Annotated in this window: 29 protein-coding genes and 4 tRNA genes; 19 read left to right on the forward strand and 14 right to left on the reverse strand. The window is 62.7% G+C overall.

Annotated elements, in window-relative coordinates; all coding sequences use genetic code 11:
- Positions 1–6 precede the first annotated feature (6 nt).
- The 9 genes from AC5P7R_RS02765 to AC5P7R_RS02805 are packed head-to-tail and all read left to right on the forward strand — an operon-like array spanning position 7 to position 6,913.
- Positions 7–2,820, forward strand: a complete 2,814-nt coding sequence (locus tag AC5P7R_RS02765; RefSeq protein WP_049434056.1) for a tail fiber domain-containing protein — start codon at positions 7–9, stop codon at positions 2,818–2,820.
- Positions 2,820–3,305 carry a hypothetical protein gene (locus AC5P7R_RS02770; protein ID WP_155029020.1) on the forward strand — a complete coding sequence of 162 codons (486 nt, stop codon included), beginning with the start codon at positions 2,820–2,822 and terminating at the stop codon, positions 3,303–3,305. The genes AC5P7R_RS02765 and AC5P7R_RS02770 overlap by 1 nt, the downstream gene beginning before the upstream one ends.
- 26 nt (positions 3,306–3,331) lie before the next feature.
- Positions 3,332–3,601, forward strand: a complete 270-nt coding sequence (locus AC5P7R_RS02775) for a phage holin family protein (RefSeq protein ID WP_005412393.1) — start codon at positions 3,332–3,334, stop codon at positions 3,599–3,601.
- Positions 3,598–3,843, forward strand: a complete 246-nt coding sequence (locus AC5P7R_RS02780) for a DNA packaging protein (RefSeq protein WP_155029019.1) — start codon at positions 3,598–3,600, stop codon at positions 3,841–3,843. Before AC5P7R_RS02775 ends, AC5P7R_RS02780 begins: the two co-directional genes overlap by 4 nt.
- An 8-nt stretch (positions 3,844–3,851) precedes the next feature.
- Positions 3,852–5,516, forward strand: coding sequence for a phage terminase large subunit (gene terL / locus AC5P7R_RS02785; protein WP_223846474.1), 1,665 nt, complete (start codon positions 3,852–3,854; stop codon positions 5,514–5,516).
- Between the two features lie 8 nt (positions 5,517–5,524).
- Positions 5,525–5,716: an LPXTG cell wall anchor domain-containing protein gene (locus tag AC5P7R_RS02790; RefSeq protein WP_049434054.1), complete on the forward strand. Its 192-nt coding sequence runs from the start codon at positions 5,525–5,527 to the stop codon at positions 5,714–5,716.
- A gap of 32 nt (positions 5,717–5,748) precedes the next feature.
- The gene (locus AC5P7R_RS02795) at positions 5,749–6,159 is read left to right on the forward strand and encodes a lysozyme (protein WP_219627573.1); all 411 of its coding nucleotides are present in this window, start codon (positions 5,749–5,751) and stop codon (positions 6,157–6,159) included.
- Entirely contained in the window at positions 6,156–6,464 is a 309-nt protein-coding gene (locus AC5P7R_RS02800) for a hypothetical protein (RefSeq protein WP_049397869.1), read from the forward strand. The genes AC5P7R_RS02795 and AC5P7R_RS02800 overlap by 4 nt, the downstream gene beginning before the upstream one ends.
- Positions 6,461–6,913 (forward strand): hypothetical protein, encoded by a 453-nt coding sequence (locus AC5P7R_RS02805; protein ID WP_004154560.1) that lies wholly within the window; start codon positions 6,461–6,463, stop codon positions 6,911–6,913. The genes AC5P7R_RS02800 and AC5P7R_RS02805 overlap by 4 nt, the downstream gene beginning before the upstream one ends.
- Positions 6,914–6,934: 21 nt before the next feature.
- Here the strand turns inward: AC5P7R_RS02805 and AC5P7R_RS02810 are convergent, their stop codons facing one another.
- Positions 6,935–7,321 carry a response regulator gene (locus AC5P7R_RS02810; RefSeq protein ID WP_049397870.1) on the reverse strand — a complete coding sequence of 129 codons (387 nt, stop codon included), beginning with the start codon at positions 7,319–7,321 and terminating at the stop codon, positions 6,935–6,937.
- Positions 7,322–9,235: 1,914 nt separating this feature from the next.
- Here AC5P7R_RS02810 and AC5P7R_RS02815 point away from each other — a divergent pair.
- The 5 genes from AC5P7R_RS02815 to AC5P7R_RS02835 all read left to right on the forward strand — a co-directional run bounded on the left by AC5P7R_RS02815 (position 9,236) and on the right by AC5P7R_RS02835 (position 11,714).
- Entirely contained in the window at positions 9,236–9,397 is a 162-nt protein-coding gene (locus AC5P7R_RS02815) for a hypothetical protein (protein WP_155029018.1), read from the forward strand.
- Positions 9,398–9,465: 68 nt separating this feature from the next.
- Complete coding sequence (locus tag AC5P7R_RS02820; protein WP_004154558.1) at positions 9,466–9,636, forward strand: hypothetical protein; 171 nt, start codon at positions 9,466–9,468, stop codon at positions 9,634–9,636.
- A 64-nt stretch (positions 9,637–9,700) separates the two neighbouring features.
- Entirely contained in the window at positions 9,701–10,300 is a 600-nt protein-coding gene (locus AC5P7R_RS02825; RefSeq protein ID WP_150359510.1) for a DNA polymerase III subunit beta family protein, read from the forward strand.
- Between the two features lie 215 nt (positions 10,301–10,515).
- Positions 10,516–10,776 carry a hypothetical protein gene (locus AC5P7R_RS02830; RefSeq protein WP_004154556.1) on the forward strand — a complete coding sequence of 87 codons (261 nt, stop codon included), beginning with the start codon at positions 10,516–10,518 and terminating at the stop codon, positions 10,774–10,776.
- Positions 10,777–11,246: 470 nt separating this feature from the next.
- On the forward strand, positions 11,247–11,714 hold the full coding sequence (locus AC5P7R_RS02835; protein ID WP_004154555.1) for a hypothetical protein: 468 nt from the start codon (positions 11,247–11,249) through the stop codon (positions 11,712–11,714).
- Here AC5P7R_RS02835 and AC5P7R_RS02840 read toward each other — a convergent pair.
- A complete protein-coding gene (locus tag AC5P7R_RS02840) occupies positions 11,711–12,478 on the reverse strand; it encodes a TIR domain-containing protein (protein WP_155029017.1) in 768 nt (255 codons plus the stop codon). The two genes, AC5P7R_RS02835 and AC5P7R_RS02840, sit on opposite strands and share 4 nt — an antisense overlap.
- Positions 12,479–12,644: 166 nt before the next feature.
- Positions 12,645–13,001 carry a hypothetical protein gene (locus AC5P7R_RS02845; protein WP_004154554.1) on the reverse strand — a complete coding sequence of 119 codons (357 nt, stop codon included), beginning with the start codon at positions 12,999–13,001 and terminating at the stop codon, positions 12,645–12,647.
- A 69-nt stretch (positions 13,002–13,070) separates the two neighbouring features.
- On the opposite strand from AC5P7R_RS02845, the gene AC5P7R_RS02850 reads away from it, so the two are divergent.
- From AC5P7R_RS02850 to AC5P7R_RS02865, 4 genes are all read left to right on the forward strand, one after another.
- Positions 13,071–13,199 (forward strand): hypothetical protein, encoded by a 129-nt coding sequence (locus AC5P7R_RS02850; protein WP_258014520.1) that lies wholly within the window; start codon positions 13,071–13,073, stop codon positions 13,197–13,199.
- Entirely contained in the window at positions 13,196–13,324 is a 129-nt protein-coding gene (locus AC5P7R_RS02855; protein WP_004154552.1) for a hypothetical protein, read from the forward strand. The genes AC5P7R_RS02850 and AC5P7R_RS02855 overlap by 4 nt, the downstream gene beginning before the upstream one ends.
- Positions 13,325–13,775: 451 nt before the next feature.
- On the forward strand, positions 13,776–14,147 hold the full coding sequence (locus AC5P7R_RS02860) for a winged helix DNA-binding protein (RefSeq protein WP_109337022.1): 372 nt from the start codon (positions 13,776–13,778) through the stop codon (positions 14,145–14,147).
- Positions 14,148–14,213: 66 nt separating this feature from the next.
- Positions 14,214–15,458, forward strand: a complete 1,245-nt coding sequence (locus AC5P7R_RS02865) for a tyrosine-type recombinase/integrase (protein ID WP_004154551.1) — start codon at positions 14,214–14,216, stop codon at positions 15,456–15,458.
- Between the two features lie 59 nt (positions 15,459–15,517).
- On the opposite strand, the gene AC5P7R_RS02870 is transcribed toward AC5P7R_RS02865, so the two are convergent.
- The 7 genes from AC5P7R_RS02870 to AC5P7R_RS02900 all read right to left on the reverse strand — a co-directional run bounded on the left by AC5P7R_RS02870 (position 15,518) and on the right by AC5P7R_RS02900 (position 18,826).
- Positions 15,518–15,604 (reverse strand) — tRNA-Leu (locus AC5P7R_RS02870).
- A gap of 134 nt (positions 15,605–15,738) precedes the next feature.
- On the reverse strand, positions 15,739–16,107 hold the full coding sequence (locus AC5P7R_RS02875) for a hypothetical protein (RefSeq protein WP_111099067.1): 369 nt from the start codon (positions 16,105–16,107) through the stop codon (positions 15,739–15,741).
- A gap of 248 nt (positions 16,108–16,355) precedes the next feature.
- Positions 16,356–16,431 (reverse strand) — tRNA-Lys (locus AC5P7R_RS02880).
- Positions 16,432–16,627: 196 nt separating this feature from the next.
- A tRNA-Lys gene (locus tag AC5P7R_RS02885) sits at positions 16,628–16,703 on the reverse strand.
- Positions 16,704–16,782: 79 nt separating this feature from the next.
- A tRNA-His gene (locus AC5P7R_RS02890) sits at positions 16,783–16,859 on the reverse strand.
- 325 nt (positions 16,860–17,184) lie between these two features.
- Positions 17,185–17,691, reverse strand: coding sequence for a hypothetical protein (locus AC5P7R_RS02895; RefSeq protein WP_111007486.1), 507 nt, complete (start codon positions 17,689–17,691; stop codon positions 17,185–17,187).
- Positions 17,692–17,893: 202 nt separating this feature from the next.
- Positions 17,894–18,826: an SOS response-associated peptidase family protein gene (locus tag AC5P7R_RS02900; protein WP_495213731.1), complete on the reverse strand. Its 933-nt coding sequence runs from the start codon at positions 18,824–18,826 to the stop codon at positions 17,894–17,896.
- Positions 18,827–18,882: 56 nt separating this feature from the next.
- Here AC5P7R_RS02900 and AC5P7R_RS02905 point away from each other — a divergent pair, with 56 nt between their 5' ends.
- Positions 18,883–19,623 (forward strand): hypothetical protein, encoded by a 741-nt coding sequence (locus AC5P7R_RS02905; RefSeq protein WP_495213732.1) that lies wholly within the window; start codon positions 18,883–18,885, stop codon positions 19,621–19,623.
- A gap of 6 nt (positions 19,624–19,629) precedes the next feature.
- On the opposite strand, the gene AC5P7R_RS02910 is transcribed toward AC5P7R_RS02905, so the two are convergent.
- The 4 genes from AC5P7R_RS02910 to AC5P7R_RS02925 form a co-directional block, all read right to left on the reverse strand.
- Positions 19,630–20,421, reverse strand: a complete 792-nt coding sequence (locus tag AC5P7R_RS02910; protein WP_478442878.1) for a DNA adenine methylase — start codon at positions 20,419–20,421, stop codon at positions 19,630–19,632.
- Positions 20,422–20,568: 147 nt separating this feature from the next.
- The gene (locus AC5P7R_RS02915; protein WP_111007490.1) at positions 20,569–20,802 is read right to left on the reverse strand and encodes a hypothetical protein; all 234 of its coding nucleotides are present in this window, start codon (positions 20,800–20,802) and stop codon (positions 20,569–20,571) included.
- Complete coding sequence (locus AC5P7R_RS02920) at positions 20,792–21,817, reverse strand: hypothetical protein (protein ID WP_495213733.1); 1,026 nt, start codon at positions 21,815–21,817, stop codon at positions 20,792–20,794. Before AC5P7R_RS02920 ends, AC5P7R_RS02915 begins: the two co-directional genes overlap by 11 nt.
- 1,102 nt (positions 21,818–22,919) lie before the next feature.
- The gene (locus tag AC5P7R_RS02925; RefSeq protein WP_495213734.1) at positions 22,920–23,858 is read right to left on the reverse strand and encodes a hypothetical protein; all 939 of its coding nucleotides are present in this window, start codon (positions 23,856–23,858) and stop codon (positions 22,920–22,922) included.
- Positions 23,859–23,917: the final 59 nt, after the last annotated feature.

The raw sequence follows: 23,917 nt of genomic DNA on the forward strand, positions 1-23,917 counted from the left end.
CACCGCATGAGCACTACCCCCGGCTACGTCTCCAACGCCGAGCTGGCCTCGCGCCTCTCGACGCTGGTAGACCGCTGGAACCGGCGCGAGAATCAGATGATCGCGCTGCTGACTCAGGAGGAAGGCACCGTCGTCGTGACGGACGGCCTGGGCAACAACCACACCCTCCCCTCGTTCCCGCAGCTCCAGAAGGACGTGGCCGGGCTGACCGACGAGCTGACCGGCTCGGTCGTGCAGGTGCGCGACCTGGTGTCCGTGGCAACCGGCATGGCGAACGCCGCACAGGCGTCCGCAGATGACGCCTCCGGCTTCGCCGACGCTGCCGAAGCATCCGCCGTGCGCGCTGCGGAATCCGCTGCGAGCATCGACGACGACGTGCAGGCCACCGCCGACGCGGCGACCTTCGCTGCTGCCAAGGCGGCCGAGGCTGCCGACAGCGCCACCGAGGCGGCAAGCTCCGCAGTGGACGCCGCCGCTTCGGCGACGGCCTCGGCCACCTCGGCGCTGGCTTCGGCTGGCTCTGCAAGCCAGGCGGGCACGTCGGCCACCGCAGCGGGTCAGGCGCGTTCGGACGCGCAGGCAGCGGCGACTGCTGCCGCCACGTCACGGGATCAGGCGCAGACTATCCTGGGCTATGCGACCGACGCGGCCGACCGCGCGGAAGCTGACGCCACCGCTGCCGCCGCATCGGCTGCCGCAGCCGCCGACAGCGCGACCGCCGCAGCGACCTCGGTCACCCAGGCAACCACCCAGGCCAACCGGGCGGAAGCCCAGGCGTCCGCTGCGTCGACCAAGGCTGGCGAGGCTGCTGGCTTGGCGACCACCGCGGCCGGTCATGCCTCCGCTGCGTCCGGCTCGGCGTCGGCTGCCTCGACCTCGGCGCAGACCGCATCGTCGGCCAAGACCGCTGCCGAGGCTGCCCGCGACAAGGCGAACCTGTACGCGAACGCCCCGCAGGGCACCGAGGTGTCGCCGGGCGAGTTCTCGGCGAAGCATTGGGCCGCCCAGGCGCAGGCTGCCGTCACCGGCTCGCTGGTCTACATGGGATCGTGGGATGCCAGCACGGGTGCGTTCCCGACCAACCCGGTGAAGGGGCATTTCTACAAGGTGATCGGCGAAGGCACTGTCGGTGACATCCACTGGCGAGTCGGCGACCAGGCGCTCTACGGCGCTACCTGGGAGAAGATCGACAACACCGATCAGGTAACCAGCGTCGCCGGAAAGCAGGGCGACGTGTCGCTCGTTGCTGGTGACATCGGCGGCCTGGGCGCGCTGGCAACCCGCAGCGACGTGGACTTCAACACCCAAGTCACCGGCAAGCCGACGACCTATCCGCCCAGCACGCACTCGCACACGAAGGCTCAGGTGGGTCTGGACAAGGTGGACAACACCGCCGATCTGGACAAGCCGGTAAGCACTGCGGTGCAGGCTGCGCTCGACGGCAAGGCTGCGGCGTCGCATACGCACACCATCGCCAACGTGACCGGTCTCCAGACCGCGCTCGACGGCAAGGCAGCGTCCTCGCACACGCACACCATCGCCAACGTCACGGGGCTACAATCGGCCCTGGATGGCAAGTCCGCTGTCGGCCACACGCACAACTCCACCGACATCGCCAACGTCGTCAACGTCACCGACGATCAGAGCATCGGCGGCATCAAGACGTTCGCGGCCGGTCAGATTCGTGCGCAGGGCTTCGGCGGCAATGCGGCGGCTGGTGTGGTCTATCTCGGCTCGCTGGATCGCTACGTCTACGTCCCCCCGACAGCCAACTCGATTGAGTTCCGGTTTGCGGACGGTACGGGTGGCGTCGCGTCCCTCAACGCTGGCGGCACCGTCTGGACCTCGGCGAACTTCAACCCGGCAGGGAAGGCCGACGCGGGCCACACGCACACCATCGCCAACGTCAGCGGCCTCCAAGGCGCACTGGACGCCAAGGCGAACTCGACGAGCGCTCAGTTCACCAACCTCATCAACATTGGCGGGGCGAGTGACCTGTCGGTGCAGCTCAACCCGACTGGCGGGCGGTCCATCCGCTTCGCTGCGACGGCTACGCCGAACACCGGCATTTGGGACGCGACGAACAACGTGTGGCTGTTCCGTATCAACGGGGATAACAGTGCGAACTTCGCCAGTCATGTGAGCGCACAGAACATCACCGCTGTCGGTGAGGTCTACTGCAACAACTGGATGCGCTCGAACACGTCCGGTACGGGCTGGTATCACCAGGTCCACGGTGGCGGCTGGTACATGGCCGATAACACCTGGATTCGCAACTACAACGGCAAGGGTCTGTGCCTTTCGGGGCCGGGCGGAAGCGGCGGCGATCTCCGACTGGAGAGCTACTCGCCGACCATCGCCTGCTACGACACGGACGCCGGCACGACGCACTGGATACACTGTAACGACAACCAGCACGGCTTCCTCGCCAACAATGCCTTCGCGTGGTGCGCCTACCGCGACGCAAGCAACAATTGGATCGCCACGGGCAACATCGTCGCCTATGCGTCCGATGCGCGTCTCAAGAAGAACATCGTGGACGCCTCGGCCTCCAAGGTGGGCGACTTCTTCGACCGATTCCGTGTGCGCGAGTTCGATTGGGACGCCGAAGCTATCGCCGAGTTGAATCCCACGTTCCACCCGAGTGCGGAGCATGAGGTCGGCGGCATCGCGCAGGAGGCCGAGGAGGTCTACTCGTTGATGGTCGCCACGCACGCAAACGGCATCAAGACGATCCAGTGGGAGAAGGCTGTTCCCTTCCTGATCGCTGAGGTGCAGGCGCTGCGTAAGCGCGTCGCGGACCTTGGGGGAGGTGCCTGATGGCCCTCCCTGGCTCCGGTGCGATCTCCTGGGAAATGATCCGTGCCGAGTTCGGCGGCGGGTATCCGATCTACGCGCACCAGTATTACCGGGGCGCTGGATTGGTGCCCGACGTTCCTGCCAACTACGGCGTACCCACGAGCGGCCCGCTCTACGCCTCGCAGTTCTACAACGCGGTCAAGGCGACGCCGTTCCAAGCGTCGTTGTCGCCGAGCTGGCTGATGGGGAGCTGGCCGCAGAACACCAGCGGCACGATCAGCAGATCGTTCACCGTTAGCTGTTCGGGCGGCACCGGCAACTACTCGGTGATCTCTCGCTCCGTCACAGGCGGCGCGTCGATCTCCGGCAGCGGCCTCGGCGGCACTGTGACCGCCTCGGGGCGGAACACCTCCCGCATGGGGCAGTTCACTGTCGTCGTCACCGATGGCGTCACGCAGATCACCCTGACCGGCAACTACGAGTACAGCTTCGGTCGTCCGCTCTAACGCATCCACCACCTACAAGAGACCTAATGCACGATGAAGTGAAGCTGGTCGGCGCTCTCGCGGGCGTCGGCCTCATCGTGGGCATCGCAAAGATGCTCACGTCGAACGATCCGATCACCTGGAAGCAGGCGCTCGGCCGCGCAATCCTCTCTGGCGCTACCGGCCTTGCCGCTGGTGCCATCGTCATTTTCATCCCCGGCGTCTCCTTCGTCGCCCAGGTCGCGCTCGCGTGCATCCTGGCGTCGCTCGGCACGTCCGCGCTGGAGACCGTACTGAACCGCGTCGTCAACAAGTGACCGCCCCCAAGGATGCCTTGGAGCGACTGCACGCCGCAGTCGCGGACAAGCTCGCCGACACCATCGACTCGATGGAGTCGGACGCGAAGGGCCTGGCCTCGATCCTCAACGTGGCCCGGCAGTTTCTCAAGGACAACGGCATCGACGTTGCGGCCACGCCGCCCGGCTCACCGCTGGGCAAGCTGGCCGACAAGGTGTCCGAGTTCCCGTTCGATCCCGCTGACGATGGGCGGCTGAACTGATGGAGGGCATGACGAGCCTCCACGTTCGTCACCCTTTCGAGGACTTCCGCAACTTCGCCTGGTACGTCTGGAAGGAGCTGGGGCTACCAAGCCCCACTCCGATCCAGTACGACATCTGCGAGTTCCTGAAAACCGGCCCGCGCCGTCGCGTCATCATGGCGTACCGCGGCGTCGGCAAGTCCTGGGTGACGGCCGCCTACGTCTGCTGGCTCCTCTGGAAAGACCCCCAGCACAAGATCATGGTGGTATCGGCATCGAAGGAACGCGCCGATGCGTTCTCGGTGTTCGTCAAGCGCCTGATCGAAACCCTGCCTGAGCTGCAACACCTGCGCCCGCGTCCCGACCAGCGCAACTCGAACCTGGCGTTCGATGTCGGCCCCGCGCAGCCCGATCAGTCGCCCTCGGTGAAGTCGGTCGGTATCAACGGCCAGCTCACCGGCTCCCGCGCCGACACCATCATCGCGGACGACATCGAAGTCCCGAAGAACTCCATGACCGTCGTGCAGCGCGAGAAGCTCGCCGAGCTGGTCAAGGAGTTCGATGCGGTGCTCAAGCCGGGCGGCGAGATCATCTACCTCGGCACTCCGCAGACCGAGGAGTCGCTCTACAACAAGCTGCCCGAGCGCGGCTACGTCATCCGCATCTGGCCTGCGCGCTACCCGAAGGACACCAAGCACCGCCAGGTGTACGGCGACCGCCTCGCGCCGATGATCGCCGATGCGTTCGACGCGAACCCCAAGCTCGCCTGGAAGAACTGCGAGAGCGTCCGCTTCTCCGATGAGGACTTGATGGAGCGCGAGGCGTCCTACGGACGCTCCGGCTTCATGCTCCAGTTCATGCTCGATGCGTCGCTGTCCGACGCCGAGAAGTACCCGCTCAAGCTGTCCGACCTGATCGTGATGGACGTGGACCGCGAGGTCGCTCCGATCCGCGTGGTCTACAGCAGCGGCCCGGAGTACATCGTCAGCGACATCCCGTCCGTGGGCTTCACCGGCGACCGCCTGTACCGGCCCATGTACCTCGCCTCGGAAATGGAGGAGTTCACCGGCAAGGTGCTCGCCATCGACCCCTCGGGCCGAGGCGGCGACGAAACCGGCTACGCGGTCGTCGGCATGCTTCGCGGCATGCTCTACGCGCGCCGTGCTGGTGCGACCAAGGGCGGCTACGACGACGACACGCTGGAGACCCTGGCGCACATCGCGCGCGCCGAGAAGGTCTCCGCAGTCCTCATTGAGGCCAACTTCGGCGACGGCATGTTCGCCAAGATGCTCTCCGGCGTCCTGGCGCGCGTGTACCCGTGCTCCATCGAGGAGGTGAAGCACTATGGCACCTCGAAGGAGAACCGAATCATCGACGTGCTGGAGCCGGTACTGAACCAGCATCGCCTGGTGGTCGATGCCTCGATCATCCGCGCCGATCAGAAGTCCGAGCAGAAGTACCAGCTGTTCTACCAGCTGACGCGCATCACGCGCGACCGCGGCGCACTGCGCCACGACGACCGCCTCGAAGCGCTGGCGATGGCCGTGAAGTATTGGGCCGACCAGCTCTCCCGAGACGTGTCCAAGGAGGAGCAGCGCTACCTGGAGGAGCTGCTCGACCGCGAGTACGCCTCCTTCATCCAGTCCGTGACCGGCCGCGTGCCGTCACCCGACAACTACCTCGACATCCTGTAGGAGACCCAATGTCCAACACGCTCGCTGCGTGGCTGATGGCGCTCGCCGCCGCTGCCCTGCTGTACCTGTTCCTGCGCCGCAAGAACGACGACGACAACGACGGCCCGAGCGCACCCGCGCCGGTAACGCCGTGCGACTGCAACCACGCTCCCTGCTGCCACACCCAGGGCGGCCAGTCGAACCCTTACGCCCCGGTGTGAGCCAGGCTGTCCAGCTCGCGCGCCCTCTGACGATGAAGTCGGAGGGTCTGCGCCTGGTGGCCTACCTGTGCCCCGCAGACAAGTGGACCATCGGCTACGGCCACACCGGCAGTGACGTGAAGCCCGGCCTCCGCATCACCGAGGAACGCGCTGTGGAGCTGCTGGAGGCTGACCTCTCCAAGGCCGCTACGGTCGTCCGTCGATACGTGCGCGTGCCCCTCAGCGCGCCGCAGGAAGCCGCTCTGATCGACTTCGTGTTCAACCTCGGCGAGGGCAACTTCGCCAGCTCCACCCTGCTCCGCGTGCTCAACGCGGGCGACTACGCGGCGGTGCCCGCACAGCTCCGCCGATGGACCAAGGGTCGCGTCAAGGGCGTGCTGACGGACCTGCCCGGCCTCATCGACCGCCGCGAGGCGGAAGTCAAACTCTGGAACTCCAAGTGACCATCAAGACCATCTACAACCGCGCCAGCGAGCGCCTGGTGCGCGCCTACGAGCGCGCCAAGGGGTACGTAGCGCTGCGCATTGCCCTCGCCTCGCAGTGGCTCCCGGAGCGCCTGCGCGAGACCTCCCGTCGCACCTACACCGGCTGGCTGTTCGTCGCCGTGTTCCTGGCGCTGCCCTACGTCGTCCTCGGCGGCCTGTGGGAGCACTTGCGGAATGCCGCGGAGCGCCTGTGGGATGACGTGAGCGACATCGAGTGGGCTGCGTTCACCCCGAGCTACTGGCGGGAGCACATCAAGCAGTGACCACGCTGGCCTTTGACGGCCGGCTCGTTGCTATCGACTCGCAGGTCACCGCTGGTGATCTGCGGTACGAGGAGGAGAAGTTCTACCGCACAACCGACACCACCGGGCGCGACCTGGTGGTGTTCGGCGCGGGCACCACTTCCCACATCCAGCGAGCCGTGCGCGAGCTGTCGGAGGGATTCGACGAACTGACCAAGGGCGAGTACACGATCCTCGTGGTCGGCCTGCGGGACAACCCGGTGGCCTTCTACCACGACGGTCTCCCTCTCGACCTCCGGCGCGACTTCCTCGTCGCCGGTAGTGGTGGTGCGATTGCCCTGGCCGCCATGAAGGCAGGCCACAACGCGACCGAAGCAGTCCTCATGGCCTGCTCGACGGACCTCTACAGCGGTCCACCGGTGCAGACCTACGACACTTTCAACAAGCGCTTCCTTAGAAAACGGACATGACTTAACGGCGCAAGGATGCGCCTAAACTGGAATCCCCATCTGACGCGTCCGTTCCAAGGCCCCCATGAGATCGTTTATGCGATACGGCTTTTGAAGAAAGGTAGCCCATTGGTGAATGGTGGGCAGTTGAGGATTGGGAAGCCCCGTGGCAAACATGTAGGGTATTCGATTCGACAAGAGACAGTCAGCGACCGACATGGAGCCACCATCCTCGATATGAATATCTAAGATTGCCGCGTGGAACACTTTTGCCGCCAGTTGGTCTAAAGCTTGCGCGGAGGAAGCAACAACCTCGACCTCATAGCCGAAATTCACCAGGATTTCCTGCAACATCTCTGACAGGTCGGGGTCATCTTCTAAGACCAGTAGCGACCCCAAGCAACCCTTACCGTTTACCCGCGAAGCCATCTGACACCTCCCATGCGTAGCGGCCCGTACCCTATAACTATTGAAGGGGAATATCGCGCTGATGATTTGCAGCGTCCTGAACTGTTCAGCTAGAGAGTCAAGTCGTCTTCCTTGAACCACCACATTACAGCCAAGGCGACGAACCATACGATCAAGGGTATTCCGACAAGGAACTGGAGTAACAGGTCTCTCATGTACTCGCATCCCGCCGACTCAGTAAGCGCGGAATCAAGGATACGCACCTGCTGCTCCACAACGCTTGGGGCGGTGTTATCGTCGTTAATAAGTCCGCGGCTTCTTTCCGCCACGGCGTCCGCATCTCGCATCTTTACATGTTGATACAGAGCCGGTACTCCCACAAGGATTACACAAGCCAGCGTGATCGAAGCCGCGAACCGGGTGAGGATGCTATTGAGCGATGCCATGTGGTCTTGATGAGCTGTCTAGGGCAAACGCCAAGTCTACCGGACCACACAGACCGTCATCTCCTAGGGGGCTTGACAGAGCTGTTATCATTAGATAGACCTAAGTATTACTATAGTGGGACTGTAGAGTTCTATTCATTGGTATTCACCACCAAGTAGAACTACAGTCCTCCTATGCACTCTTGGGGTGTTCCTCTGTCCTCCTTGGGTGCCACTGCGGCGGAACTCCCATGCACCGACTTCTCCTGATCCTGCTCATCGCGGGCGTCACGCCCATCAACCCGCTCCTGGCGATCCTCGCGTACAACCGAGGGATGACCTGGGCTGTGCCTGTGTGCGTCCTATGGGGACTTGGGTCGCTCGCCTGGTTCGCTGTCGTGGCAACGCGGAAGCGCTCCGGTGTGACTGAGGCTCCCTCCTCGCGCGACTGAGGGGGTCGAAACGTTTGCGGCAAATTTCCGAAGGGGTATCCAACTACTTGGAACCGCGCGATCACCCCCCGTAGGGGGTCGCCCCCTGTAGCGCAAAGGCACGATGCGCCCCCCCTTCGCGTCACCTGCGGCGTCACCACCTCGGCTAACCTGCTGATTCCAAAGGTGAACCACCGGATTAGGTATCCAGTGCCTAGGCATTCCCATGCGATACCTGGGCAACCTGCGGACATCCGCGCTCAAACGTTCGCGCCTCTGTCTGTCCCTATCTGTCTTTTTGCCCTGACCGCCACGCGTCCACCTCGGCACCACCTCGGCACACCTGCCTACCACCTCGGCGCACCCTGCCCCAGCCTATGCCCACCTGCCGCCCACCACGGCCAGCCAATGCGCCGCCACGGCCCACGCAAGGCCCGCCACGGGCATCCCTACCGCCCCGCCTATAGAAGCTCCCCACGCGCGCGCTAGGCGCTCCCTGCGACCATCCAAAAATCGTTGCCATCGGGGTATTGACCGCCATGCAGGGATTGATCTAATCTATACCCGTCGCCAGCAACACGGCGGCAGCGGAAAAGGCGGCGACAGACGTGCGACCGATGGATCGACAGCACCTAGAGCTTATCCCGCCAGCACTGAGGACTAGCCCCAAAGGCCCCTAAGCGCACCGCAGGTAACGTCCGGCTCAACCATCCCACTACCGGGAGTGATTGACAAACCGGGAACAAACGGGCATAATGCCCACCATCGAACAACGGTCGCAGGGTGCGGTCGGGACAGTAGGAAAGGGGCAGGCAGGAGCGCCGCCCACGGCAGAACGCGGGGAGCTGGGAACACTAGCCGCGCCGGGAAGTGTAAGGGCCGATGAAGGCCGCCACGGATACCGGGTCACCGCCAGAAAGAGCGGGGCCATCTGTACGGGATTCCTAGGCGAGCTGGAGGCGCTCCCGGAAGCTGGCGACGGTCAGATTCCATGCCTTACAAGCATGAGTCTGACCGCCAAAGCGTCCCTACCGTTGTGATGGGGCGTTTTGGTGGTCCGATTCACTGGAGAGCAACCCATGACGATGATCCCGTTTGATATGACCGCCCGCGACTACTACGTGGCCGGTTGCATCCGCCGCGGCATCCGCGAGCACCGCGCCCGACTCAACGAGCGGGAGCGCCAGGCGAACAAGAACCGCACCCAAGTTGCGCCTTGTCCATCCCCCGTTGTCATCTGATCCCCTTACGTCAACACGGTTTTCCACACCCCGCCGACGTGTGACGGCGGGTCTTTTTTGGAGCTACCATGAGCACCAATGGACCACTGGAGGACTTGCAAGTGCGCAAGCTCACCGCTGAGATTCGCAAGATCAACCGCGAGAGCGACAAGCTGATGATGGAGACCCGGTGGTATCCACTGGTGGTCGCCACGGCCTTTGTGGCTGGCATCGTCACGCTGACCAAGTTGTTCCTCTAACAGCGCCCTACCCCAATCCCTCGAAGCCGCCGCAAGGCGGCTTTTTTGTTGCCCGGAGAAAGCTATGAACAAAATTCCTTCCGCCCTGATCGCCGCCGCTCTGCATGTGGCCCCCAAGAATGACGTTCGCTTCTACTTGAATGGCGTGCTGATTGAGTCGCACGCCGATGGTGCGATCATCGTTGCTACAGACGGCCACCGCATGCTTGTGGTGCGTACCAGCCTGCCGTGGGACATTGGCAAGATCATCGTGCCGCGCAATGCGTGCGAGCTGGTCGCCAAGATGAAGGGCGATGTCTATTTCAGCGCCGTGGGCGATGCCAGCCGGTTCAAGGCGGAGCGCGGAGGCCAGGCCATTGAGTTTGCTGCCGTTGATGGAACCTACCCGGACTGGCGTGCTGTGGTGTCCAAGCCGAACGAACTCAAGCTGTCCGGATTTGCGCCTGCCGTCCTCGAAGGCGTAGTGAAGGCGGCCGGTGTAATTCGCAAGGCATTCGGCGGCAAGGCCACTTCACTGATTCCGGTGACTGGCGGCGACGTGGCGGCCATGTTCGGTATTGGCGGCATCACCGATCCGAGCATCAGGTGCGCGTCTTTGATCGTCATGCCAATGCGCGACTCGTCATACCCGGAAGCCCTGTGTAGCGACGCGCTCCGCGCTTAACCCGAACCCATCAGCCGCCGCAAGGCGGCTTTTTTGTTGCCCGGAGAAACTCCCGTGGATTCTGAATTCTCAATCGTGCGCCTCCCTGGGCGTGGTAGGTGGTATGTGGTCTTCGGCCGCGGCTGTCACTGGACGCGACCGCATCGGACGCGGCGGGAGCTGCTGGGCGCGCTGGAGAAGGTCCGCAAGGAGCCGCGGTGGCTGGAGGTGGCCGCATGAGCAACTACAACGAGCTGGCTGTACCTGCCGGTGACAAGCTGGTCACCCTGGGCGACCGATCGGTCTCCTACGGTCCCCGCCAAGAGTTCGACGGGAGCGTCGAGCCTTGCGCACCGATGGCCGCGCAGTTTTGGGGCGTCTACCGCTGGGCCGGTAGAGACCGCTGGTGGTGGATTGCCGACGTGGCCGACGAGGACACCGCCCGCGCAGTGGCCGCCGCATACCTGCTGAACGTCAAGCCCGATTGGGCGCACTAGAAAGTCAGCCCCCCCAATCGGGCCGCTCGGACCTACGTCAGCCTTGGTTCTCGATCACATCAGATGCGGCAGCATGAAGAAACTCTTGCCACGATGCGAACGGTGATACTTTCCGAATAAATGAATCTGCGTCACTGCAAATAAATCGGTGCAGATCGGCGTCGCACTTAGGCTCGACACCAGCCGAGACAAGCAATTCATTAATAGACCCGAAGCCCGTATGCGCAGATACGAACTCATTACGAGGCTCTGATACCAAGACCCGCTCTATGACGCCAAGTGCGTCTGTAAAGTTACTCATAATTATCTAATTAGTTACGCCGCCGGTTGGTCGGCACGCGCATATTACCCACCCAGAAATTTGAACTGTTAAATTCATTGATTATTTCCGAGAAACCATACGACAGATTGCTTTTAGAAACTTTCTAGCAAACCTGCCTCGTGCGGCTATTTAATCCCCGGAGACTCACATGGCACGCAAACCTGCTGCACTGCTGACCCGCGAAGAACTGATGGCGATGCTGGCCGCGTTCGTCAATCAGCGACCCGGCTTCGACCCGTGCAACTACGGCGACGCATCGAGCTACCGCAGCGACCAGCGCACAGCCCAGAGGCAGCGCAGCGACGCACTGGAAATGCTGTCCGCGATTGGCTGGCGCGAGTCGATCACTGCACACGACATCCGCAAGGCGCTGCAAGGCTCGGGGCGGCTGCAACTACGCGAGGACGGCCACCTGGACTACTGCACCGGCCAGTATTGGCCGACCGAGTTCCGCGCTGGCGTCTGCTGCGTGCTCTCGCAACTGCTCTGGGATTACTGGCGCGAGAACGCACCGACCGAGCTGCGCGAGCGGCAGGACGGGAGCTGGGGCAACCACATCCGCGCAACCGCGCGCCGCGAGCTGGGCCGCGGTGTTGCGCAGCGCTGGTTCCGCTAGTTCTTTCGTTGCATGAGCCCAGTGAGCCTGGCAATCAAGCCTTCCCGCAATTCACGCTGGTTCTTGAAAAAGATCACGGGGTAGTCCTTCAAATCAAACTCAAGATGAGTACCGTCGCGCGCAATGTAGATAGGCAGCTTTCCTTTTCCGAGAGCGTATCCAGCCTCGTAGAACACGTTTGGCCGTGCGTTGGTCAGATCGGCCACTATGTATTCTGATTCTCGAATCCCCTCTAAGATTCTGTCAGTGATGCGCTCATTGGATTGCTGTTCGTCGATCCTATAGGCAGTCAGCCTGCATGCGCTGGCAGCTTGCTGAATACTCTCCAATACGTCGACTAGGGTGTGGTCGCTCGGATTAATCGGCATGGCGATAAAGAGCTGACCCTGTTTCACAGGTTCTACGGAACTTGAGGCCGCAGCCGCTTTGTCTGCGGATGCGGTCGCAGCGGTCGTATCAGGCTCCGCTTCAAACACGCCAATTGCCTTATCGAGTGCATCGACGATGAGCGGGGCTGGCGAACGGCCATAGGGCGGATTGAAGAGCAGATCGAAGGGATCTTGGTTCCTTGCGATCAGCCCTCCGACTGCTGGGGGTGGAGTGATTGTCATGTAGAAATAGCAATTCGCCTCCGCAAGCAGTTTCTTAATGCGTGGAATTTTGCGATTGAGCGCTGACCGATGTGTGTCCTCACCGCTCTGCAAATAGGACTTAAGTATGCCCTTGAACTCGTCTAGTTCTTGAATCCGCGCGTCAGTTTGCATCGCTGTCCCCTGTGTTTATCTAATGACTGTGGCAGCCCCCGATTATCGCGCGGTGCGGCCGCAGAAGCGAGAGAGCAGCCAAGGGACTACGCCGATAGATGAGAAAAGACAGAAGCCTTCGGCTACGACCGTACGGCGTCCGCATTAGGTGAAGAAGCGTCGAGAACTATCGCTGTTTCGCATCCGCTGAGTTCAGACCTGTCGGTAGTCCCAGCGGAACAGTAAAGGCAACCCGACTTACGCTCGTCGAGCTGTCGGATGACTCGTTCCGTTTGCCCAGCGCAATACCCACGACAACCACCCCCACCCCCTCCTTACTCGCGCTGTTTTCCTGTGCCGTGATCGCCACGTCGAACGAGACATTCTGGACCTCAGAAGGTTTGTAGTTGGTTCCAAAGCCTGGAGTTTCTTTTCGGTAGTAGGGGTTCACGTTGCCCCCAAGCTCCACGACCTGCTTCTGCGCGGCGTGCACGCCTTCCACGATCTGCACCAGCGTCCCCGCAATGAAGTCCTTCAGTTCCATCTTCTCGCTCCGGATGAGGTCACCTGATCTTAGCTGTCCGGGGTGCCTTCAACCCACAAGAAATCCATCATGGAAATCATCATCGTCAACCTGGCCTTCCGCGCACACCAGATCGGCCCGTTCTTCGTCATCAGTGGGGAAGTCGAAGTCTTGGCCGCGCACGCCCGCGAGCTGCCCGACAAGGGCGCGGAATCATGAACAATTCACTGTCGGATGTGGGATCAATCTCAGTGCTGGTACGTGATTTCTACGGCCAACCGCTGGTCATCGGCCGCACCACGCTAGACGGTGGGTGGTCGCTGTCCGCCACCCACGCCACCTAACGACAGGAGCAGTCTCAGCCTATGAGAGACTGGAGAAAGAGAATGACATCCGCCGCGGTGCGAGCCGGGCAAGCGATGTTCTATGTCGCGGTGATTGGGGCACTCGTGACGATTGGGGTAATGCTTGTCCTGCCCGCCTTAAGTAGTTGATTAATGGAATATTTTGTGGAGCGCAGCCGGAGACTTGGCGGCGTCATAGCGGAGCCGTTGCCGGGGGACAGGACAGCCCTCGAGGGCGGAAGAAGTGCCTGGACCTGTACGTGAACGCATTCGGATATGAAATCGACCTCGACCTGTGCCCGGCCCCTTGGCAGAGGGGTTTCTGGATCGACAAAATCGGCAAAAACGCCATCAACATCGGCCTCGGGGTTGTAATCCTTACGCTGCGTTGTCAAGATAGAACTTGATGGCTCCCTAGTGGGAACCATCCCCCTTTGGAAATTGAGAAGCCATGAATCTCTCGCAGAAAGAACTGACGGTCATCCTGACCACCGCATTGTCAGCATTTCGAGAGGAGATCGACGAGGACATTACGGCCACCCGTATCCTGACCCTGCTCGCCGTCGTGGATGAGCCAGGGATTCAACAGGTGGACCTGGAGCGAGTGCTCGGCGGACTCTCTCCATCGGCTGTGAGCCGGAACGTGCTCGACCTGTCGCAGATCAAGCGGAACCGTGAGCCTGGCCCTGACTTCTTGGAGCAGCGCCCTGACCCCGCTTATCGCAAGCGCAACCTCATCTTCCCAACGACCAAGGCACTTCATTGGCTGACCACTCTCGCGGAGAGGGTGAGCAGGAAGATGGCGGCCAAGTTCGCCGCGTAAGACCAACAGCAGCCGTATTGCCCGAGGCCCGCCTAGTGCGGGCCTTTTCTTTTTCTGGAGATACACATGGCCCTTCGCCTCAAAGGGACCGCGCCCAAGCCGGGTGCGCCCGATAAGCGCTACTACATGCTCGACGTGCAGGAGGGATACCGGCGCGTGCGCCTGTCCACCGGCACCCGCGACCGCGTGGCAGCCGAGCGCAAGGAGCAGGCGGTCCTCGACGCCCTGCGCGACGACCCCGAGATTGCAGAGGACGCGCTGCGGGAGCTGATTAGGGGCAAGTCCCGGTCGGTGCAGATGGCCGTGGCAAAGGCCAAGGTCCGCCAGCGCACCCTCAAGGACGCGATGGACGAAGCGCTGGACGACCGCAACTTTTGGGGCAAGCTCCGATCCATCGACACCGTGCGTACCAACTGCAAGGTGGTCCAGAGCTACCTGGGCGAGGAAACGCCCATCAACGACATCACGCAGGCCGGGGTCAACGACATGGCCCAGCGCATGCTCGCCGACAAGGCGGCTCCCGCCACGGTGAACCGCAAGATGCAGTGCCTCCTCGCCCTGTTGAAACGCGAGAGGAAGGCCGGCCGATTCTTGGGAGAGCTGCCCGAGTACAGCTTGGCAGACGAGCGGGACAACGCACGCACGTTCGTCCTGAACGTCGAGGACGAGGAAATGATCCTGGCGCGGCTGCTGGAGTGGGACACGCTGCCGAACGGCCCTGCCGGAGGGCACCCACGGGTGCGCGACGGGGCGGACTACCGCGACCTGTTCGTGTGCCTCGCTGACCTGGGCTGCCGCATGAGTCAGGCCATCGGCATCCGGTGGTCCGAAGTAGTCGAGCAGGGCGGAAGGCTCCACGTCCGCTTCTGGCGGCACGCTACGCTCAAGAAGGGGCGTCCCCGCACCCTACCCTGCACCGCCCGCGTCGCCGAGGTTCTACAGCGGCGCAAGGACGCCCTGGCGGCCACCTCGGACGGCCCCTTCACCATGCTCAATCGCACGCGCGCCGACCGGCTGTGGCAATGGGCCATCAAGGGGACACATCTCGCTTCCGAGAAGGAGTGCGTGCCACATGCGCTCCGCCATACCTGCGCCACCCGGCTGCTGCTGGCGACCGGCAACATCAAGCTCGTGCAGGAGTGGCTCGGCCACCGCGACATCCAGACCACCTCAGCGGTCTACGCAAAGGTACTGGCCGAGCAATCGCTCCAGGGCATGTCTGCGCTGGAGCAGTTCCGCCTCCCCGCCGCCTCGAACGGAACAGGTGACGTTCCGAGACAGGGATCAATTGCCAAATCGGGAATCCAATAGCACAACTGACCGTCGCCAGCTTATTTTTCAATCACTTAGGCAATCTGTGCTCGGCCAGATGGTGCGAAAGGCGGGACTCGAACCCGCACGAGGTCACCCTCACTGGAACCTAAATCCAGGGCGTCTACCAATTCCGCCACTTTCGCGTGGCCGGCTCAGGCGTTCATTGTCGCAGGCGATGGCAGGAATCGGAAGGCCTGCACAAAACTGAACATGGCGATCGCGCGGCGCGCGCGTTGGACCACCCCGGGGAGCGCAAGCTGATCCGGGGTGGCAGGGTTCACTGCTGCGGCCTGGCCTTGGCCGGCGCCGTATCGGCCCCCGACTCGGCCGCAGGATCCACCTTGCGGATCTCCACGCCCCCGTCTTCGGTGCGCCGCAGTGCCGCCGACTCCGGCGTGGCCTTGCGCACGTCCACCGAACCATCCGCATTGCGCTGCACGTCCACCGCGTCGGGCAGGGCCTCCCCTTCCGCGGGCTGAGCCGGCTGCATCTGCATGGCCTCACCCACCGGGCGCGCCGGAGCGCTCTCGGTGCCAGCATCGCGTTCGACGGTCTGCGCGGGATCGTTGGCCGGCGTGCAGGCCGCCAGTGCCAGCAACGCGAAGGGAACCCACAGCGTGCGGTGCAATCGATTGATATCAGCCATCAACATCTTCCTTCGTGCATGCGCCACTGGCGCGGAAGATCCATTGGGTGCGATACAGGACGCGACGCGGTGAGAAGCAGCGCACAGCATTGAAAACACTGATGACGCGTATGCCCCTGATTTCAGCATCGCTTCAGTAGATCCACGCCATTCATGGATGACGTGCGACCGGGCGTGCAGGCATCCACACGCTCAACCCGGCGCGCAGACAAGAAAAAAGCCACTTGGCGAACCAAGTGGCTTTCGTCTGGTGGGCTGTCAAGGATTCGAACCTTGGACCTATTGATTAAGAGTCAACTGCTCTACCAACTGAGCTAACAGCCCGAAATCGGGGCGCGAATTATGACCCGATCCGCTCGGTGGGTGCAAGCACTTTTTTCAACGCCGTTGAAACCAGCACTGCGATCCCGCTGCCGTTGCAGATCCGCGCCGAGCGGGGCCTGCAACGCGTGATCCATCCAAATGAAGGAGTCACACTTATAAGAAAAAAGCCACCTGGCGTACCAGGTGGCTTCTGTCTTGGTGGGCCGTCAAGGATTCGAACCTTGGACCTATTGATTAAGAGTCAACTGCTCTACCAACTGAGCTAACGGCCCGTGAAACTCAGACGCACATTGTAGCGTGCATTCTTCTTATTGCAATACCGTTTCGGCTGCGCCGGCACGGTTGAAACAGTGGGGTGGCTGAGGGGATTCGAACCCCCGACCACCGGAATCACAATCCGGTACTCTAACCAACTGAGCTACAGCCACCACTGAAACGCTTGTTCCTGCCGATGCGGCTGGCGACGGAACTGAAACCTTTGCCTGGAGACTGTCACCGAAGTTCCGGTCCGCCGAAGCGAGTCCGATATTCTGGTGGAGTCTTTACGCTTTTGCAAGCACTTCTTCACATCGGCCGATGCGATCCCGTTACTCGCCGATGGCGCGCCCGACAGGAATCGAACCTGTAACCGCCGGCTTAGAAGGCTGGCCGACTGTGCATTGTAGTCAATGAGTTAGATTGAGTTCAATTCAGGAGGCGTGGCGCCAAGCCCCTACTACTGCAAGGGGCAGTAGCCTTGTATTCGGGAACCTTCTACCAACTGCGCAGATCCCGGAGCCCCGCCCTCACCCACGCCTTACGGGCGTCCCTTGGTCGGGGCTTCGTCTCGGTCGGCGGCTTGCGCGGCTGGAGTGCTGCCTTGATCCGCTCGACCTCCTTCGCTCCTGCCTCAGCCAGGCGCCGGGCCTGTTGCTGCTGCTCACGGGTTGGTGGAAGGCCAGGCAGCGGTGGCTCCGGCTGGATCGGGGTGCTGTCGGTCAGCCGGGCCACCGCCTGACGCAGCGGCAGGTCCGGGTACAGCCTGGCCGCACACCAGCGCTCGGCGTAGCGCTTCGCCTGCCGGACGTTGGCGGCGCGCACTTCCTTCACCTGCCACATCTTCTGGCCTTCCATCCATAGCTGGACCCCGGGACCGCCGTCGGGCGTGACGCTTGCCGTCTCGCGGCCGTTGTACCAGAGCGCCCAGCGCTCACCCGTCTGGACCCAGCCTGAGGGAATCTGGGCGGTGCGGAAGCCTTGGTAGTCGTGTAGGGGAAGCATGGCCGGAAGGATACGGCTGGCCGTCGCAGATCCTGCGAAGCGGCAGCGACCTGCCTGAATCGTTCGGACTGAGTGCCGGCGCGGCGCCGCTCACGCGCTCCCGGGTTGAGCAGCCATCGGCCCCGGGTCCGGCAGGCCCAACATGCCCTCTGCGCCGGCCATGCGCCATCGGGCAACCGCGCGCCGCAGGATCGGGGGTTCCCTACGCCGCCAGCCGGTGCTCGTAGAACGGGTGCCGCTTGTCGTCAAAGATCCGGTACAGGGCGTCCAGGTTGGCTGGGTCCGGGTTAAGCCAGGCGTCCACATGCTCGGGCTTGATGTTGATGATGGTCCGGTCGTGGCCGGCGGCGGCCACCTCGGGCTCCGGGTCATCGGTGATGGCCGCGAACGACAGCAGATCCGGCTCCTTGCCGGCCGGATCCTTCCAGTGCGACCACAGGCAGGCCACCAGCATCGGCTCACCGGTGCGCGGGGTGAACTGCACCACCTGATTCTTGCCGTCCGGCCCCTCCACGTTCTCGTAGAACGTGTCCACCACCATTAGGCCGTGGGTGTGGCCGAAGGCCGGCGCCCAGAACTTCTCCAGGCTGTCACGGCGGGCGTTGTAGGTGCCCGGGAAGCGCTGGTCGTAGTTGGCAGGCTTCCCGGCTAGGCGGCACTGGTAGCGCATCGGCTTAACGACCAGCTTCCGGCCCTCCGATACGATCACCGGGGCATAGACGCCGGGGAAAATGCGGCTGTCGCGGTCCTTCGGCTCAACACGCTGCAGGTCCGCCAGCCGCCCCTTGGCCCGCTCGATCTTGTTGCCGGCAATCCGCACGTCCTCCCGGGCCTTCTTCGTCTCCTTCACCTGCAGTGAGCGCTCAGCGTCAGCAAGCCGTTTGCGGTTGGCGAACAGTTCCTGCTCCAGGATGGCGGCCTCGGCCCTGTTCCATTGCTCGACCTCGGCCCACACCGCCAGCTCTGCCTGGCTCGCCCCAGCTCGGAAGGCGTCGTCCATGGCCTTCGGCGTCTTAGGCCGCTTCTTGCCGGGGTCGTGAGCGTAGAGTGCCGCGAACTCCTGCAGAGACAGTGTGGCGCCGGTCATCCTGACCAGCTTCTGGTAGGCGGCGGTGATCTGCGCTGAGTAGCACATTGAACTGCACCTCTCCATGAGCTAACAATTTGCCAAATCCTGAACAGGCAGCGGTCATGACCCCGTTTGAACTCTACCACCATGTAGGTCAGCTGCTCGAAGGTATGCCTGCGTACATCGACCGTCAGCCAGAGGGGGAGGAACACCAGGTGTGGCAAGCGAAAGCCTTGGCCGCGTTGGAATGCGACGACGCGATCGCCTCGATCCGTGATGCCGCAGATTTCCGCCGCTACGTCGACCAGGCTCGACGCGGATTCCGGAGCACCTCGGCTCTCCGGCTAAGACAAGCTCTCGCCAATCTTCTCGCACGGCTGGAACTGCGCCTTCCTGCTGAACAACGCGGCGCGTTCATTTCAGTCGGCAACGACTTCTCAGCTTTCTCGACTCTCGCCTCGGTTATTGGCGAAGCAAGAAACGATCTCCTAGTGGTAGACCCATATCTTAGTCACGAAGCGATCACCCGATTCATAGTCGCCGCACCTCAAGGAGTGAGCATTCGCCTCCTACGAGACGGCGAAGGAAGGCAACAAGCACTGACAGCCGGGCTGGTAGCTGCAATGGCAGCGTGGAACGCGCAGTACGGCGACCGCCACATGGAGATCCGGTCCGCTCCGGCGCGAAGCCTCCATGATCGAGCGATCTTCATTGACCACACCTCTGCATTCACCGTTTCCCAGTCACTAAAGGACATCGCTGCCCGGTCGCCGGCAATTGTTCAGCGAGTTGAACCAGCTCTTGCAGTCGAGAAGATCGCTGCGTATGGAGACATATGGGTCAACTCGCACCCGATCCCGTAGTCCCACTTAAAGGAGCGACGCCTGCCTGTCATTCCAACTCTTGATGATCAGCTCCCCGAACTTCTTCCCTCTCCCCTGCCCGCCGCCAATGGTGTAGTCGAGCTGCAGCGGCACCAGGTCGAAGCCGGCGAAGACCTCGCGGATCTCAGGATGGTCGTTGATCGAGACCACGAACCGGCCGGCCGAGGTGCGCATCAGCTCGGCCATCGCCTCGTACTCAGCAAACGGAAATTCAACGCCATAACCCTCAGTCTCCCAGTACGGCGGGTCCAGGTAGAACAGTGTTCCCGGGCGATCGTAGCGCCGCACGCACTCCTGCCATGGCAGGCACTCGATTACGGTGTTCGCCAGACGAAGATGGACCGCGCTCAGTTCCTCTTCAATGCGCAGAAGGTTCAATCGCGGCCCACCAGCCGTCACCACACCGAACGATTGCCCCTGCACCTTGCCGCCGAATGCAAGCTTCTGCAGATAGTAGAACCGCGCTGCGCGCTGGATGTCGGTCAGCGTCTCCGGACGCTCCATCTGTGCCCACTCGAACATCTGTCGCGAGACCAGGGACCAGCGGAACATGCGCACGAACTCATCCAGGTGGTGGCGGACGCAGCGGTACAGGGACACCAGCTCGCCGTTGATGTCGTTGAGCACCTCCATCTGTGCTGGGTACGGCCGCATAAGCAATGACGCGGCACCGCCGGCGAATGCCTCGACGTAGCAGTCGTGGGTCGGGAAGTGCGGATAGAGGTGCTTCAGGAGGCGGCGCTTGCCGCCCGGCCAGGAAATGATTGGCTTTGGCATGGTTTCTCAGGATTTGCGATAGGGGAAGCCGACAATCCCGCCGCTCTCGCGAGGGCGACGGGGCCACGGCCAATGCCAGGTGCTGAGATCACCTGTGTTGCGGCACTGCCCGGATGCTTGCCGGCGTCCGGGCAGTGCCCTGTTTTGTCAGACGGTCAGTTCGTAGAGGGGAAGGTTCGGCGCGGCCTCGACCAACCGGCCACCACGCACCCATACGTTGTAGGGAGGCGTCAGTGGCAACTGCCCGAACGCGCGCATCTGCACGCCGTCGTAGGTGGTCAGGCTGCTGGTGCCATCGCTGTTGTGCGCCGTGACGGTTGCGATAAGCCTCGGGCTACCAGCAACCAGGTCACCAAACTGGTCCCAAAGTTCAGTCCGCATCGGTGTAGTGCCTCTCCAGGGTTGCCGTTTGCTCGATCACCACGGCCCGATCGTCCGCCGAGACCTCGATGCGCAGCGACTCGCACTGGCCGTGCCACGTCCCGTCAGCACCGACGACCTCAACTAGGTCTAAGGGCAAAATCAGTCCGATCTCGCCAGCATTCAGGGGCTGGGCGAACAGCGGCACCGTCAGGTCGACTGCCGCCTGTTCTCCGCGATCGCACAGGATGTTCCTGCCTCGCTCCGCTCCTGCCGCCGGCACGGTGATCAGCGGGCTGCTGACCTGCTGGGCATAGAGGCGGCCTTCCTCGCCCGACCGGCGCACCTTGCATGTGACGCCCTTGCCGGCCAGCTCACCCGTCACCACCACAGCGTCGTACAGGGGCGCGCTGCGCATCTGCAGGCTCTCCGTCAGCACGATGTCCTCCTGCAGCACATGGTCTGGCGGGGTTGTGCGCCAATCCCAGGGGCTCGCTGGATAGGCCGCACGCACGCGCATGGCGAGAGCGGAGGGGTCGGATTGGACAACGCCGCCACTCGCCTCTGCGAGCGCGCTGATGGCATCCAGGGGCGTACTGGCGTCGTAGAACCAAGCCCCAGCCGGCACGGTCCAATCGACAGTGTCGTAGTGGCTGGTGAAGCCGGTGTCGGCCAGTTCCTCGGCTACCAGCTGGGCCATGCTGCGTTCCTCGGTGGTCGCCTTGACCCGAGCTGGGGCGTAAGGCGCAGCAAGCAGCGCGGTCCGGGAGCGGCCGCTCAGGCGAACGCCACCCCCGCTGAATTCTCGTTGCTTCTGGAAGCTCTCGATGATGCCTGTCCAGACGTAGCCGTTGAGATTGATCTCAAACTGCCTGGGCCCCGCTGCGGTGGGCTTCAGCAGCGCGAGCTGCTGCGGATCGGCTAACTCAATATCGAATGTCCAGCCCCATGTGCCGCGACTGGAACTGAGCGAGATCCGCGTCACCTCAATCGGAGTGCGATCTGGAAGGCGGACAAGAGAGACTGTGTTGATCACGACGTAGGTCCTACGGTGAGGGCGCACCACATAGCAAGCAGTGACGCCCAGATTGAGGGGCGCGCGGCCAGGTTCCCGCACCAAGTCGCACCCCAGGTTCAGCGGAATCCGGTCGCCTGGTGCGAACGGCGTCTCAGGGTCCGGGCCAGGCGGGACAACCGGGCGCACTCCCCATTGCACTCGCCCGGCGCTACCCCAAGGCAGCCGGCGGTGCAGGCGCGCGAGGCCCGGATGTGACCAGGCCCCACGGAATGAAGGTGCGATTCTTGAAGAGCTGGTATCCCAAGGAAGCAACACGCCGCCCCATACCGAGAACAACTGCCGCCAGCCCAGTGCCAATCCGATGCCCAACCGCCCGAGAGAGGAGTTCCATGCCGCTTCGAGGGACCGGCGAGACCGCCCCATTGCGCCCCATGTGAACGGCATCATTCGGCGCGCGTCTCTCATCAGACCGCACCACGAACTGAACGTGGAGGCAGCGACCGTCGGCGACGCCCCCCATCCCGAAACCACAGAAGAGTGGCTCGCAAGAGTTCCTCCCCAGCTTGATGAAGCTCCCACAGCTGCGCGTGGAGACGATCCCCAAGAAGATGTTCGGTGGAGGCGCAACGACCTGGCAGCCTGCCAACGCACGGTAACGGCGCGGCTCAGGCCACGAATTACTGGCTGTTCGGGTTCTACAAACCAGTCCACTCCAAGGTTAAGCGAAACATGGGCGCCGCCTCCTGACGGCAGCGGCCCAAGATTCAGCGATACAAAACTCCCGTCTGTCATGGTCCGGTCATCGGCGCTGGGCGCACTCGATCCTGAATAGCCGCGTTCACCAAGCCACGCTCATCCAGACCAATGACCAGGTACTCAATGTCTGCCAAGTGATCTACCCGCCATGTTCCATCGCTCGCCGAACGCACATCGGCAACGACCCGCATCGACCTACGCTCCAGGATTCGAACTCGCACGCTCCTTGGCTGGTTGAGAATCTTCGTTCGACCATCGGGGCTTAAGGGATCCGCCGGGTCAACAGGCAGATCGCCGCCGAGATAGTACTTTCCCCGATAGACGAAGCGGGGGCTGAGCTGGACACCAATTCGCAGCGCTCTCATCACCATGGGTTGCTCATATCGAAAAGAAGTTGACCAAGGTCTATTGGATTAACAGCCGGGTTGGCGCCGACCGCCGCGTACGCCACCTTTGCGCGAAGCACCGTACCCGGTAGACCAGCCAGATCCTCAACAATCTGACCATCGGAGAACGGCCTCTCGTGCAACGGTACGAAGACGCCCGGCAGTGAACCGCGAATGACCCCCGCCCCTTCCACTACGAGTGCCCGTTCGAACATCAGTCCACCGGACACAGGATCAGGAAACGCAACTCCGGCCCCGCCGAGCGAACTGCGTGCACTACTTGCTGCCGAGCTTGAGAGCGCCAATGCGGCAGGTACCGCCGAGCCCTCCTGGGTATACGAGCGCACCAGTGTGCCAACGGCCTTCGACGGCATGACACCCGAGTCGTTCCATCGACCTGCAGGCGCGGTAAACCCTGCAATGGCCGCAGACGCATAAGCATTGAAGCTGTTGTCCATAATCATGAAGCGACTGGCGTCCCCGTCGCGATGGGAATTGATATCGCCCGCAAAGCAGGGAGTGATCGCGACCCCATCGTATCCAGCGCTTGCAACAGGAATAGGCGAAGCGAAGAAGTAGAACGCGGTGTCCGTGGCGATAATTTCCCAAGGCCGAATCGCGCTGGATGCGCTGTCTGACTTTACCCAGACTCTTCCGCCATTCGATTGCGCGGCAGTGGGCGCGAGGCCTGTCCCCACATCGATACTGGTCATCGTCTCGTAGGCCCGGACCCTCGCCACGCGGGGGTCGGCGCCTGAATCATCAATCCGCAGAAATACGCCGGAGCCTGTCTCAACGCTGCCACGGTAGGCGCGCTTATTGGTGCCCGAGAACTGTACTGCCCAGCCGGCCCCTGCTTTCGCTGCAGCACCTACGCCGTATCCGTTGACCAAGACCGCGTCGAGCAGCGCCACCATGCTCCCAGACTGACCGGTAAGCTGAGGAGCGCCTGGATCGCTGTGACGATAAACCCTGG

Source organism: Stenotrophomonas sp. YJH_SMC_27 (genome assembly GCF_059369815.1).

Bases quoted from the DNA above. Each gene is read 5' to 3' on its own strand.
- AC5P7R_RS02765 (WP_049434056.1), top strand. From the start codon at position 7: ATGAGCACTACCCCCGGCTACGTCTCCAACGCCGAGCTGGCCTCGCGC.
- AC5P7R_RS02770 (WP_155029020.1), top strand. From the start codon at position 2,820: ATGGCCCTCCCTGGCTCCGGTGCGATCTCCTGGGAAATGATCCGTGCC.
- AC5P7R_RS02775 (WP_005412393.1), top strand. From the start codon at position 3,332: ATGCACGATGAAGTGAAGCTGGTCGGCGCTCTCGCGGGCGTCGGCCTC.
- terL (WP_223846474.1), top strand. From the start codon at position 3,852: ATGACGAGCCTCCACGTTCGTCACCCTTTCGAGGACTTCCGCAACTTC.
- AC5P7R_RS02790 (WP_049434054.1), top strand. From the start codon at position 5,525: ATGTCCAACACGCTCGCTGCGTGGCTGATGGCGCTCGCCGCCGCTGCC.
- AC5P7R_RS02795 (WP_219627573.1), top strand. From the start codon at position 5,749: ATGAAGTCGGAGGGTCTGCGCCTGGTGGCCTACCTGTGCCCCGCAGAC.
- AC5P7R_RS02810 (WP_049397870.1), bottom strand. From the start codon at position 7,321: ATGGCTTCGCGGGTAAACGGTAAGGGTTGCTTGGGGTCGCTACTGGTC.
- AC5P7R_RS02815 (WP_155029018.1), top strand. From the start codon at position 9,236: ATGACGATGATCCCGTTTGATATGACCGCCCGCGACTACTACGTGGCC.
- AC5P7R_RS02820 (WP_004154558.1), top strand. From the start codon at position 9,466: ATGAGCACCAATGGACCACTGGAGGACTTGCAAGTGCGCAAGCTCACC.
- AC5P7R_RS02825 (WP_150359510.1), top strand. From the start codon at position 9,701: ATGAACAAAATTCCTTCCGCCCTGATCGCCGCCGCTCTGCATGTGGCC.
- AC5P7R_RS02830 (WP_004154556.1), top strand. From the start codon at position 10,516: ATGAGCAACTACAACGAGCTGGCTGTACCTGCCGGTGACAAGCTGGTC.
- AC5P7R_RS02835 (WP_004154555.1), top strand. From the start codon at position 11,247: ATGGCACGCAAACCTGCTGCACTGCTGACCCGCGAAGAACTGATGGCG.
- AC5P7R_RS02840 (WP_155029017.1), bottom strand. From the start codon at position 12,478: ATGCAAACTGACGCGCGGATTCAAGAACTAGACGAGTTCAAGGGCATA.
- AC5P7R_RS02845 (WP_004154554.1), bottom strand. From the start codon at position 13,001: ATGGAACTGAAGGACTTCATTGCGGGGACGCTGGTGCAGATCGTGGAA.
- AC5P7R_RS02850 (WP_258014520.1), top strand. From the start codon at position 13,071: ATGGAAATCATCATCGTCAACCTGGCCTTCCGCGCACACCAGATCGGC.
- AC5P7R_RS02855 (WP_004154552.1), top strand. From the start codon at position 13,196: ATGAACAATTCACTGTCGGATGTGGGATCAATCTCAGTGCTGGTACGT.
- AC5P7R_RS02860 (WP_109337022.1), top strand. From the start codon at position 13,776: ATGAATCTCTCGCAGAAAGAACTGACGGTCATCCTGACCACCGCATTG.
- AC5P7R_RS02865 (WP_004154551.1), top strand. From the start codon at position 14,214: ATGGCCCTTCGCCTCAAAGGGACCGCGCCCAAGCCGGGTGCGCCCGAT.
- AC5P7R_RS02875 (WP_111099067.1), bottom strand. From the start codon at position 16,107: ATGGCTGATATCAATCGATTGCACCGCACGCTGTGGGTTCCCTTCGCG.
- AC5P7R_RS02895 (WP_111007486.1), bottom strand. From the start codon at position 17,691: ATGCTTCCCCTACACGACTACCAAGGCTTCCGCACCGCCCAGATTCCC.
- AC5P7R_RS02900 (WP_495213731.1), bottom strand. From the start codon at position 18,826: ATGTGCTACTCAGCGCAGATCACCGCCGCCTACCAGAAGCTGGTCAGG.
- AC5P7R_RS02905 (WP_495213732.1), top strand. From the start codon at position 18,883: ATGACCCCGTTTGAACTCTACCACCATGTAGGTCAGCTGCTCGAAGGT.
- AC5P7R_RS02910 (WP_478442878.1), bottom strand. From the start codon at position 20,421: ATGCCAAAGCCAATCATTTCCTGGCCGGGCGGCAAGCGCCGCCTCCTG.
- AC5P7R_RS02915 (WP_111007490.1), bottom strand. From the start codon at position 20,802: ATGCGGACTGAACTTTGGGACCAGTTTGGTGACCTGGTTGCTGGTAGC.
- AC5P7R_RS02925 (WP_495213734.1), bottom strand. From the start codon at position 23,858: ATGGTGGCGCTGCTCGACGCGGTCTTGGTCAACGGATACGGCGTAGGT.